A 12,202-nucleotide genomic window follows, 5' to 3' on the forward strand; every position below is an offset into this window, starting at 1 on the left:
CCAAGTTGAATATTTGAAGCAGGGAACTTCACCTGTTTTTAGCCTATTTCATTTAAAACAGATTCAAAACAGCATTTACTATTTTTTGGAGAATAGGGAATCTACAAACTCGCGTTTGTCAAACACCTGCAAATCTTCTACGCGCTCACCAACGCCAATGTACTTCACCGGAATCTTAAACTCGTCTGAGATGCCAATGATTACACCACCTTTGGCAGTTCCGTCCAGTTTGGTCACCGCTAAGGCAGTTACCTCAGTAGCTTTGGTGAACTCACGGGCTTGGATAACGGCATTTTGGCCGGTACTACCGTCCAATACCAATAGTACTTCGTGAGGAGCTGCATCAATCACTTTCTGCATCACGCGCTTGATCTTGGTAAGCTCGTTCATTAAACCAACTTTGGTATGCAGACGACCGGCGGTGTCAATGATCACCACATCAGCCCCCATCTCTACGCCTTTCTTCACGGCATCATACGCCACTGAAGCAGGGTCTGTGTTCATGCCATGGTCAATCACTGGTATGCCTACGCGGTCGCCCCAAATCTTAAGCTGATCCACGGCGGCAGCTCTAAACGTATCACCAGCGCCCAGAACTACCTTTTTGCCGGCTTTATGGAACTGGGAGGCTAATTTACCAATGGTGGTGGTTTTACCTACTCCGTTCACGCCCACTACCATGATCACGTACGGGTTTCCACCGGTGTCTGGAAGGGTGAAATCGGCGGCTACGCCTCCTGTGTTTTCCTCCATTAGGTCCATGATCTCTTCCCGCAGGATGCGGTCCAGATCTGAGGTACCCACGTATTTGTCACGGGCTACGCGTTTCTCAATGCGGTCAATGATTTTGACAGTAGTTCCAATTCCCACATCAGCGTGCACCAAAACAGTCTCCAGTTCATCCAATACCTCTTCATCCACCTTAGACTTGCCCACTACGGCTTTGCTAAGTTGGTCAAAGAAGCTGGTCTTGGTTTTCTCCAGACCTTTGTCCAGAGATTCTTTTTTGTCTTTGCTGAAGAAACCGAAAAGCGCCATAGTGTTCTAAGGTACTATTGGATGTAAGAATTATTAAAAATCAAGATATACCAAAAAAGTCCCGCGTATGGAGGGACTTTTACAGGTATATCTTCAATGCGATATCGGCAATTATTTTTTCAGGGCGTCCTGTACTTGATCTACAGGTACCATTTCTTCTCTGAAGGTATACGCACCAGTCTTAGGAGACTTTACCGCTTTGATTACCTTCGCCCAGTCCTTACCAGTTGCGGTCTTCAGGGTTGCTACTACTTTCTTAGCCATGGTTATTTAATTTCTTTATGTACGGTAACTTTCTTCATGAAAGGATTGAACTTCTTCATCTCCAAACGCTCAGGAGTGTTCTTTCTGTTTTTGGTAGTGATATACCGAGACATGCCAGGTACGCCGGAGTTTTTCTGCTCAGTGCACTCCAAAATCACCTGAACTCTATTGCCTTTAGCTTTCTTTGCCATCGCGAAGTTGATTTTTATTTAGGACTGCAAATATACGAGCTTAGTCCTTTATTAACAAATGGTTTTCTACAATTTTCTATTTACAACATGCATTCTGAGCAAGATACCTTACTCAAAGCCGTGCTGCTATCTTTTTCATGCCCGATTTACAAAATCAGGCGTTAATCCCTCCCTAAAATTTACACTACAACTCACGAACTTTAGGCTGCTTATTTCAGTACCGGCAGCTTGAAATTATCCAGCGGGCTTGGCTTGCCCATGGTAGCCTCTATCTCCTTCACGGTACGCGGGGCACCAACCGAAAGGTTTTCCCAGCCTTTATCCGTAATCAGGACATCGTCTTCAATTCTTACGCCAATGCCCCACCACTTCTTATCACAGGGGCTGCCCTCCGGAATGTAAATACCGGGCTCTACTGTAATGACCGTGTTTGGCTTAAAAGGACCATAGGTACCAGGATCATGCACATCTAAACCAAGATAGTGCGAAACACCGTGCATGGTGTAGCGGCGGGCTTCTTCCGGTTTCTGAATGATGCCCAGTTTCACCAACCCCTCTGCCATTAGTTTTTGGGCAGCAGCGTTAGGCGCCCCAAACGCGTTTCCTACCTTACATTCCCTAAAACCAGCTTCCTGTGCGGCGTACACTAGTTCATAGATTTGCTTTTGCTCTGGTGTGAATTTTCCGTTTGCCGGAATGGTACGGGTCACATCAGCGGTGTAGCCGTGGTATTCCGCTCCCAAGTCCATCAAGACTAAGTCGTTACCTAGGCGGGGCTTCTCATTCTCGATGTAGTGCAGAATGCAGCCATTGTTGCCCGCGCCCACAATAGACGGATAGCCTTCGTACTCTGCGCCGTATTTTTTGTAGACAAACTCATGGATTCCCTGCACCTCGGTCTCTGACATACCCGGGTGCATGGCTTTCATTACCTCCAACTGCCCGATGGCTGACATGGCAATGGCCTTACGCAGCAGTTTCAACTCTTCGGGAGATTTCACCTCGCGCATGCCGGCTAAGATGTTTTCAAGAGTAGTCAGGTCAAACTTCTCTTTAGGCAGGCTGGCCACCACCGCGGCCCTTGCCTGAGCACCTTTCGCCGCTACATAGGCTTTCAGGAAGGAATTGCTATTGAGAGCTGGATTGGTATTCATTTGCGCCTGCACCTCCTGCTGCACCCGCTCTCCTCCCTGGGCATCATACTGCTTAATGACTTGATATAGCTGCAGGTGCGCAAGATCCTGGCCTGACTGCAATCCTATCTTTTGCTTGAACTGCGCCACCAAATCATAGAGATCGGCTCTGTCACCGGGGTCGTTGCGCAAGTCAGAGGGCGAGTCCAGAAATAAGATCTGCTGGAAAGCGGCAGTGTCTAGCTTGAAGTTGGCAAAGGCGGTAGCGGGCAGCGCATGCGACAACCCCAGGTGCTGCTTTACCCCTTCCTCGCCCAGACGCTTGCCGGTCCAGGACTCGCGTTGCGGATTGCGGGGTTGCGCGAAGAGCACTTCTTCAGTAGCCACGCCATTTATGACGTGTTGTTCCGAAAATAGGAGCAAAACAGCGTTCGGCTCGCGGTAGCCGGTGAGGTAATAAAAGTCTGGGTGCTGGTGGAAGTTAAAGTCCACGTCATTGGCCCGATTCCTCAAAGGATTAGAAAACAAAACGGCAACGGAGTTGGCCGGCAGCTGTTGCCGCAGGGCCTCTCTCCGTTGCCGGTGAAATTCTTTATCCAGGAAATCTGCAGGTTTGTCCGAGCCAGTATTTTGTGCGGTCACCCCTATCGGCAGCGACACAAGCAATGTTAAGCAAAGGTGTCGCAGAGCCTTCATGGCAGCAGCTTAGTAAACGATATAACCGTCTTCTTTGGCTTTCTTTAAAACGGCAGAAATACCGTTTTTAGTAATGTTGCGCAGGGCAGACGTAGAAACTTTCAAAGTAACCCAAGCATCTTCTTCTGGGATGTAGAAACGTTTCTTCTGTAAGTTAGGGTAGAACTTACGCTTGGTTTTATTGTTGGCGTGCGAAACGCGGTTACCCACCTGCACTCTTTTACCGGTTAAATCACAAACTCGTGCCATTGTATCGTTAGTATCGTTTATTACAAAAGGGATGCAAATATCCGCATAAAATTATGTAATGTCAACCCTTGCCCCGCACTTTTTTCTTTAAGATGTTCTTAAAAAGTGTTTTACCCTGCGTCAGCGGCATTTTTGCTTCCATCAGAGGGGGAAGAATCAGCGTTTTTCCGGTACCCATAGGGACAATGTTTGCAGCCACTCTGGCAGCAGTAGCCGCGCCGGCGGTGGTACTGCTCTGTAAAAACCATGAGCCCCTGCTCGTTGAAATAGTAGTCGCCGGGCTCCAGCGGCAGCGGTTTTGGCTTCATGGGGCAAAGGTACGCCATGCAGCGTTGCCGTAAAAGTGACTTTTCTATTCACCTAAATCCCTATTGATTCAGAATCATATCTCTAAACCAAGAAAAGCTTAATTGAGCAATCTGACAAAATACTTTTCTTAACTATTCAGCAGAGCTTTAAATGGTTACTTACTCTATAAGTAATTTTGTTAATTGAGCACTTCATAAATCACAGAGGAAACAGCCTTATTTTTAAATGAGACCTCTCCCACTTTCTGGCAGTTAAAAGATTGCTTGATTTTCTCGTAGCAACTTTCATTTACGACGATTTGGCCGGGCAAGGCTACACTTTGCAAGCGTTGGGCAGTGTTCACCACATCCCCAATGATGGTATAATCAAGCCGCCGAAGCGTCTCTGAGCCTATATTGCCGGAAATAACTTCACCGCTATTGATCCCAATGGAGACTTTGGGTAGAAAATTTCCATGCTCGCCTTGGGCAGGCATATCGTCTATTTGCTTGCGCACCCCCAAGCAAGCTTCTACCGCCCTATCTAAGTGGAACTCTCCCTTGAAAACTGCCATGATAGCATCACCAATAAACTTGTCTATATAGCCTCCTTGGGCAATAATCTCTTTCACCATTTCATCAAAATAAGTATTCAACAAGTGCACTACTACATTGGCGGGTTCATTTTCGCTGATAGAGGTGAAACTGCAAATATCAATGAACGCCACACTTACCTCTAAAGTCTCATTGGTCAGCAGGGAGGTTTCAAACTCGCGAGTGCTCATGAAGTTAAGAACGTTTTCGTCTACATACATGCGCAGGATGCTGTTTTCCTTTACAGCTTGCAAGGTTTTTTTGATTTGATTTACATGCTTCAGGGTTTTCTCAATGGTGAGTTCTAGGTCCTGAAAATTCACAGGCTTGCAGACGAAGTCAAACGCCCCGCGGTTCATGGCCGTTCGGATGTTCTCCATATCACCATAGGCCGACACCATCACTGCCTTGACCAATGGGTTAGATTCTGCCATTTTGCTCAACAAACTTAAGCCGTCCATCTCGGGCATGTTAATATCACTCAGCAAAATGGAGATATCGGGGTGTTGCTCTAGTTTCGCCAGGGCCTCTGTTCCGTTCAGCGCAAAAACGAATTCGTATTTCTGCTCCCTAATTTGTTTTCTGAATTTTTGCTTAATGAGCATCTCCAAGTCTACTTCATCATCGGCTACCAATATTTTAGTCATGGAGTTGCAAGTTTAGTTTGTCTTTAAGAAGAGCAAAATCTAAGGGCTTGGTCAAAAAGTCGTTTGCCCCTAAGGTCATGGCCTGGTTGTAGTTTTCCTCATCACCGTATGCCGTCACCATCATGACAACAGGCGGCGGAGAATCGTATTTCTGCTTGATGTGCTGCAACAGGTCCAGACCGCTCATGCCTGGCATGTTTATATCGGAGAGAATGAGCACGGCCTCATGGTGGTGTTCGCGCATGTAAGCCAAAGCCTCCTCACCGGAATTGGCAAAGGCGAACCGCATCTGCTTTTCCCGTATCTCCTTGCGGAAGCGCTGCTCAAAAAGAAGCTGCATGTCCTGTTCATCATCCACTACTAGTATGTTCATGCGCCTGGTCTTTCTCTAGTCTAAGGTTATATTCGTTACGCGGGCAGTAAAATATCAAACTCGGCGTACTCTCCTTCTTTTGTGTGGGCCTTCATGGAGCCGCCGTGCCCTTTTGTGACAATGTCATAGCTCATGGAAAGGCCCAGCCCCGTGCCCTCACCGGTGGGTTTGGTAGTGAAGAAAGGCTGGTAGATTTTAGCCAGCACTTCTTCAGGTATGCCCATGCCATTGTCTTTCACTTTTATTTCTATGCCGCACTCTGTTTTCCTGGTGGCCACATAAAGGATAGGCTTAAATGCGGTGCCCAATACTCTTCTTTTCTCCACCACTGAGTAGAAGGCGTTGTTGAACAAATTGAGCAGCACGCGGCCCATCTCCTGCGGCAACATTTCTACTTTACCCACTGCCTCGTCAAAATCGGTTTCCATAGTGGCATTGAAGCTTTTATCCTTGGCACGCAACCCATGGTAGCTGAGCCGTAGGTATTCATCTACCATGGCGTTCAGGTTGACAAACTCCTTCTCTCCACTGGGCTGCCGGGCGTGTTGCAGCATGTTTTTCACAATGCTGTCTGCCCGCTGGCCATGATGCACGACCTTGCCCATGTTCTGGTGTATATCCTCTACTAAGATAAGGGCTTCCGCAGCATTGCCTCCTATTATTTCTTCTTTTAATTCAAGTAATAGTTCAGAGTTGACTTCAGAGAAGTTATTGACGAAGTTGAGCGGGTTCTGAATCTCGTGCGCAATACCGGCGGTGAGCTCGCCCAGGGAAGCCAATTTTTCTGCCTGAATGAGTTGGGTCTGGGTGTTTTTCAGTTGTTCCAGTGAAGCCCGCAACTCTTCGGTTCGCTGAGCCACCTTTTCCTCCAATTCCTGGTTTCTAGCTTTTAGTGCATCAATGGGCCAGGATTCTCCTTCTGCCTGTTCAGAAGAAGGGAAAGACAAATGGAAATGAATTGCCTTCCAACTTTGCCCTTTGCGTTGATAAGCCGCCGTGAGCCGCACATGCATGTGCACCCGTTCCTCTTCTGCCAAAGCAAAGCTTAATTCTGTGACCCCGTCCAGCAACGCCACCTCCCCAACGATTCTGATGTTCAGGTTTTCATAATGATACGCCAAATCTAGGGGTAACTGCGCCTTGGAGCGGGCGATCAGCCGCACATACTCCTCTACCGAGGAAAGGACCTCGTCTTTACCAGTGCCGTAAGCCGTTATATCTTCCGCCCCACATCTCCGGATCACTTCTTCAAAATTATCCGGCGCCAGCAAGGTGGCTTCCGTCAAAGCTAGGTGAACTTCTAGCAAATCAGCCTCCAGCACTGGGTCTGACGGATGATGCAGCAAGGTGATCTTTGTGTTCTCCATAATTTACTCTTAAGGCTTCGCAAATCCTGAATCTTGATAACCTGTTTTGAAGCCGTTTTTCGGAAATCAGCCTTGAAACAGCTATTACTTGTGTAAAGAATTCTGCCTATATAATTTTTGGTGTTTTAGGGCTGTTTAGCCGAGATCTGCCCTAAAACACCAAGAATTACACGCAACTAGTCATTTTAATCTTGCCGAGTTGAATCTTAAGGCTTACTCAGACAAGCGCATGCGTCATTTGGGTGACCTCCACTTTTTGGAATGGAAGCGTAACGGAGAATGTAGTGTACGCCCCTTCCTGGCTGTCAATTTTCAGACCGCCCCCGTGCCCTTTGACAATGATATCATAGCTAAGCGACAAGCCCAGACCTGTTCCCTCACCGGTAGGTTTGGTGGTAAAGAAGGGCTGCAGTATCTTGTTCTGGATGCCTACCGGAATACCGATGCCGTTGTCACTTACTTCAATCAGCACACCGTGCTCTGTTATTTTCGTTTTAACGCTCACCTGCGGATGAAACCCAGAACCTTCTGCTTTCTTCTTTTGCTGCACAGCATAAAATGCGTTGTTGAAAAGGTTAAGGAATACCCTACCCAGGTCTTGCGCCACTACCTCTATCTTAGGAAGAGTACCATCAAAATCGGTGACCAACTCAGCATTGAAGCTTTTATCCCTTGCCCGCAACCCATGGTAGCTGAGGCGCAGGTATTCGTCTACCAATGCATTAAGGTCTGTGGGAGCTTTCTGCCCGCTATTGTTCTGCGAGTGTTGGAGCATGCCTTTCACAATGCTGTCGGCACGTTTACCGTGGTGGCTTATTTTCTGCAGGTTTTCCTTTACGCCTGAAGCAATAACCAGAGCCTCCTCGGTTTCGCCGCGCTGCAGTTCTTCCTGCATCTCCTCTAGTAGTTCCACACTTACCTCAGAGAAGTTGTTCACGAAGTTGAGCGGGTTCTGGATCTCATGCGCAATACCGGCGGTGAGTTCGCCTAGAGAAGCCATTTTTTCTGATTGGATGAGTTGGTTTTGGGTGACTTTCAGTTCTTCCAGGGAGGTTTGCAACTGCGCCGTTCTGTGCGTGACTTTTTCCTCCAGCACCTTATTTTCTCTAAGTAGGGCTTTAGACCGAACCCTGATATATCCCCACACCACTGCCGCAAAGACCAAGACGTACAAGACGTACGCCCACCAGGTTTGCCACCAGGGTGACCGGATAACCACGGTAGCCGTGGCCGCTTTTTCGTTCCATACCCCATCACTGTTTGCCGCTTTCACGAAGAAGGTATAAGTGCCGGGCGAAAGGTTGGTGTAGGTAACCGTGCGCTGGTTCCCACCGTCCAGCCAGTGCTGGTCATATCCCTCCAGTTTATATTGATAGCGGTTTAGGGCCGGGTTGGTGTAATGGATACCGGTAAACTGGAACGTGACCCGGTTCTCATCATGTTTCAATCTCACTTCCTCTGTCCCCGGCCACAGGACACTCGTTTCCTCCTTACTGTCCTGTCCGGTTTTCAAGTAGCTTATTCCCTCGATTACTATTTGGGGCAGCGTAGCGTTGGAAACCAGTTGGTCCGGGTTAAAACGCAGGATTCCATCACCCGTACCCACCAACCAGTCTCCGTTGGGGGCGGTACTATTACCGCCTACAGCCATATTTGTTGAGGGTAGCCCATTCTGGGAAGAGAGGGTAGTGACGGCAAAACTTTTAGGGTTGAAAATGGAGTACCCCCTGCCGCCGCCCAGCCAAAGGTTACCGGCAGCGTCTTCCCTGATAGAATAAACTTGATCATATAATAACCCTTCCTTCTCCGTGAACCTTCTCAGAATCCCTTTCTCTCTGTCCACCAGAAACAGGCCTCCAACATACGTTCCGGCCCAGAGCCTCCCTGCCCGGTCTTCATAGATACTCGTGACGGATTCAAACCCTTTTTCGTTGTTATGGAAGGAGGTAAACTCCCCTGTTTTCTGATCCAGCTTGTTCAAGCCTCCGTTATTGGTACCCACCCACAGCGTTCCGCTCCGGTCTTCCAGCAATTTACTTACTTGGTCATCGTCTAACTCCCCGTTTTCAGGGATTGTGGTACCGGAATTGATAATGAAAGGGAAGCGCTCAAATTTGCCTGTTTTTTGGTCTAACCGGCATAGACCTCCTCCAAAAGTACCAACCCATAATCTGCCCTTGCTATCTTCAAAGACATTGACTACATGGTTGTGACTTAAAGAAGAGGAATCACCTTTGATATTCTGGTAGTTGATGACCTGCTTTGAAATAGGGTTATACCGGAACAACCCGTGTTGTCTGCTGCCTATCCAGGCAATGCCATCCTTGTCGATAGAAATCCTTGAAGGTATAACCGGAGGGCCGTCCTGCCCGGGAAGCGCTACAGCCGTAAACTTCTTCAACGCTTGATCGCTTTCATACAGCCCCAGCGGGGTACAGACCAGGTAGCCCCCCGTCTTCAGGAGGGCGATGCTGGTGGCTGTTCTCCCCGGGTATCCCGTTTTGTCGCCGGTATGGTGAATGTACTCGAATTGAGACTGTACTTCGTTAAGCCTGTACACCCCAAAGCTTCTGATGCTCACCCATACTCCGCCGTTTCGGTCAATCAGGCTACCCCACAAGGCATTGGAGGGCAGTCCGTCGGGTAAAGAAAGGTCGGCGGTGTAGCGGTGCAACCTGCCCGCCGTTGAGGGCAGGTGCAACAGCCCTTTGCCCGACAAGATCCATAAGGCCCCGTTGCGCCCCTCCTTTATATCAAAACAACTATCCGCCTTTGGCTCCAGGTTCTTATCGTTAACGGCGTAGGAGGCGAAGGTATTGGTGGCTCTGTCAAACCGGGAGATCCCCTTGTTAGTGCCTACCCAGAGCCTATGGCCGCTGTCCTCAAAGATGGTCTGCACACTCCCAGGGCCTTTAGATAATTCTTCGTTCTTGTAAAAAGTGGCCTTGTTGTTCTCCGTGTTGAACCGGACCAGAGCATTGCCCGCTTTGGTCTTCTGCGCCAGCCAGAGCACCCCTGGCTGGGAGGGTGCCTCATAGATTTTTAGTATTCCATTCTTCCTCGCCGTGTCCTGGCTGACCAGATACCCGGTAAACTTCTCCTGCTTTGCGTTGAATCTGTAAAGGCCGTTGTCTGTCCCCAACCAGACCTGCCCTTTTGAATCCTGAAAGAGGTCATTATAAGTGCCGGTGGGGAGGTTAAACTTTCCTTCTGAGAGCGAGTCATAGGTGGTAAAACTACCCGTTTTAAGGTTGATGCGGTCAACATGCCACTTTTTATCCCCATCTACATTTTTAGTCCAGAGATTGCCTTTTACATCTGTCAAAACAACCATTGTAATCTCATTCACCAGAGGCTTTCCTTCTTTAGAAGTATGGGGGAAATGGGTAAAGTCGTCAGTGTTACGGTTGTATCTGTATAAACCATTTGTTCTTGTTCCCACCCAAATGACTCCTGCACTGTCTTCTTTTACAGTAGAGATAGACCTGTAGCTCTGCTCCTTTTTACCGGCGGTCTCCAGGTTGTACACCTTTACCTTATACCCATCATAGCGCACCAGCCCATTCTGGGTGCCAAACCACAGATAGCCGTATTTGTCTTGTAGAGAGCAATAGGCCCAATTTTCCGGCATCCCGTTTTCCACGGATAGCTTGGTGAAATTGAGTTCTCTAATTTGGCCTTTGGAGGCAAAGGCAGTAAGGAAGAATAAGAGAAGTAAAAGGTTTTTCATATCATGCGTTTAGAAGGCACTTAGCTAATTTTCAATTCTGGCAACGATGCGCGACACCTTACTCCCACTCAATTTCTTCAGTACTACTCTCTAAAGATGTTTAGTCAAATCCTTCATCTGGACCCGCTGAATTCCAGTAAAGGAATGCTGTACAAGTATCTCTTCGATTGCACCGGCAGGGTTTCCATTTTGGAAAGCACCTTTTTAAGCAAATGTTGAGCGCACTAGCAAAAAGTATTTGAGGCATGAACCTCAACATTTATAGGGGGAGGGTAATAAAGATTGAATATCAGAAGTCAGAACCACCTGTATCTCAAGATGAAGCTTTCAATCACGAGCTAAGGACAATCTTCTAAAAAACGTAAGCTACAGGTGAGAATTTACTGCTATTGCCAAGCGATTGCTTCTCTCTTGTACAGAGTTTAGCTAGCTTGTTTGAAAGAAGTTAGCCTTTTCTATCTCACTAACAACCATCCGTTTGCAAGACAAATTATGAGAGACACTAAAGAAACGGACTAGACAAACAGGGCCTTTTTCTACCAAGTAAATCCTTCTTTCTATAAAGGAAAGGTAATGATATATGTATAAATATTAGTAGTTTAAATTGACTAATTTATAAAGATTCTACAAAAGTAAGTTATACATGCTACCTAAGATGCCTGAAGAGCACTCCACCTTTGTTTCCCTTGCTTTGTTTGAACTCTTATATCACTCCCTATACAAACAAGTCCCTCTCTACTTACCAAGATGGTAAGTAGAGAGAGACTGAGATTATTTGACTATATTCTTCTAAAATCTAGGATGTCTGGATTTGTCTAGAAGTTACAAGCTGACTTTGGGAGTTTACCTCTACTTGATTTTCAATCCACCGCGTACTCCACGCGCACGGTGATGGTGGCGGTTTTGTCTTTGTCTGAGGTGTTGAAGACGCCACCGTAGCTGTAGCTTTCGTTGCTGTTCTGGCCTACAATCTGGAAAACGCCCATGGTGGCTTTCCGGAGGCTTCCCAAGTCACCTCCGCTGTTTTCAGCGATGGCTTTGGCGCGCAGGCGTGCGTCTTCTGAGGCTTTGGCCAGTAGATTGTGCTTGAGGCCTTTCAGTTTGGTGTAGTAATACTGGGGCGGCGTGGAATTGAATTCCACCCCTTGTTCAATCAGTTCGGTTACTTCCCTGGACAGTCGCTCTACCCGGCCAATGTCCGTTGATTCTACTTTTACCTGCTGCGTGAGGTTGTACCCACCGAAATCCTGCCCCGTCTGCCGTCCCTCCAGATCGAACTTTGGCTGGTATTCTTTCATGATTTCCACCGAGGAAATCACCACGCTGCTATCCTGTATCCCTTTCAATCTGAGGTAGCGCCGCACCAGGCTTTCATATTGCTTCAGGGCAGCATAAGCACTTCTCAGGTCCATGGATCTGCGGGAGTAAAAACCTGTCCAGACCACCTGGTTGCTGATGAAATCCACCTCGGCGGAGCCTGTCACACTGATAGACTCTGTAGCTTTGAATTTGTACTTGTAGGCACTTCCTACAATAAAGGCTGCTGCCACCAGGGCCACCGCAATGATGAGGTAAGCGGAAATCTGTTTCATATCTTGATTATCACCTAGCTGTATCTCTCTAAATTCATGCC

Annotated in this window: 11 protein-coding genes; all 11 read right to left on the bottom strand. The window is 47.7% G+C overall.

The window, feature by feature from the left end; translation table 11 throughout:
* Nucleotides 1-78: 78 nt before the first annotated feature.
* The 11 genes from ftsY to DC20_RS06235 all read right to left on the bottom strand — a co-directional run bounded on the left by ftsY (nucleotide 79) and on the right by DC20_RS06235 (nucleotide 12,161).
* Nucleotides 79-1,038: a signal recognition particle-docking protein FtsY gene (gene ftsY, locus DC20_RS06190; protein WP_062543029.1), complete on the bottom strand. Its 960-nt coding sequence runs from the start codon at nucleotides 1,036-1,038 to the stop codon at nucleotides 79-81.
* A 111-nt stretch (nucleotides 1,039-1,149) separates the two neighbouring features.
* Nucleotides 1,150-1,302 carry a DUF4295 domain-containing protein gene (locus DC20_RS22310; protein WP_071885388.1) on the bottom strand — a complete coding sequence of 51 codons (153 nt, stop codon included), beginning with the start codon at nucleotides 1,300-1,302 and terminating at the stop codon, nucleotides 1,150-1,152.
* 2 nt (nucleotides 1,303-1,304) lie between these two features.
* Complete coding sequence (gene rpmG / locus DC20_RS06195; RefSeq protein WP_062543030.1) at nucleotides 1,305-1,493, bottom strand: 50S ribosomal protein L33; 189 nt, start codon at nucleotides 1,491-1,493, stop codon at nucleotides 1,305-1,307.
* Between the two features lie 209 nt (nucleotides 1,494-1,702).
* Nucleotides 1,703-3,286 carry an aminopeptidase P N-terminal domain-containing protein gene (locus DC20_RS06200; RefSeq protein ID WP_245652308.1) on the bottom strand — a complete coding sequence of 528 codons (1,584 nt, stop codon included), beginning with the start codon at nucleotides 3,284-3,286 and terminating at the stop codon, nucleotides 1,703-1,705.
* 45 nt (nucleotides 3,287-3,331) lie between these two features.
* Nucleotides 3,332-3,571 (bottom strand): 50S ribosomal protein L28, encoded by a 240-nt coding sequence (rpmB, locus tag DC20_RS06205; RefSeq protein ID WP_062543032.1) that lies wholly within the window; start codon nucleotides 3,569-3,571, stop codon nucleotides 3,332-3,334.
* Between the two features lie 110 nt (nucleotides 3,572-3,681).
* Nucleotides 3,682-3,879 (bottom strand): DUF5522 domain-containing protein, encoded by a 198-nt coding sequence (locus DC20_RS06210; RefSeq protein WP_062545836.1) that lies wholly within the window; start codon nucleotides 3,877-3,879, stop codon nucleotides 3,682-3,684.
* A gap of 179 nt (nucleotides 3,880-4,058) precedes the next feature.
* Nucleotides 4,059-5,099 (bottom strand): adenylate/guanylate cyclase domain-containing protein, encoded by a 1,041-nt coding sequence (locus DC20_RS06215; protein ID WP_062543033.1) that lies wholly within the window; start codon nucleotides 5,097-5,099, stop codon nucleotides 4,059-4,061.
* Nucleotides 5,092-5,472, bottom strand: coding sequence for a response regulator (locus DC20_RS06220; protein WP_062543034.1), 381 nt, complete (start codon nucleotides 5,470-5,472; stop codon nucleotides 5,092-5,094). The genes DC20_RS06215 and DC20_RS06220 overlap by 8 nt, the downstream gene beginning before the upstream one ends.
* Before the next feature lie 35 nt (nucleotides 5,473-5,507).
* Nucleotides 5,508-6,839: a sensor histidine kinase gene (locus tag DC20_RS06225; protein ID WP_062543035.1), complete on the bottom strand. Its 1,332-nt coding sequence runs from the start codon at nucleotides 6,837-6,839 to the stop codon at nucleotides 5,508-5,510.
* A gap of 217 nt (nucleotides 6,840-7,056) precedes the next feature.
* Entirely contained in the window at nucleotides 7,057-10,569 is a 3,513-nt protein-coding gene (locus DC20_RS06230; protein WP_062543036.1) for a two-component regulator propeller domain-containing protein, read from the bottom strand.
* Nucleotides 10,570-11,429: 860 nt separating this feature from the next.
* Nucleotides 11,430-12,161, bottom strand: a complete 732-nt coding sequence (locus DC20_RS06235; protein ID WP_062543037.1) for an SIMPL domain-containing protein — start codon at nucleotides 12,159-12,161, stop codon at nucleotides 11,430-11,432.
* Between the last annotated feature and the right edge of the window lie 41 nt (nucleotides 12,162-12,202).

Source organism: Rufibacter tibetensis, assembly GCF_001310085.1.
GTDB classification, from domain to species: Bacteria; Bacteroidota; Bacteroidia; order Cytophagales; family Hymenobacteraceae; genus Nibribacter; species Nibribacter tibetensis.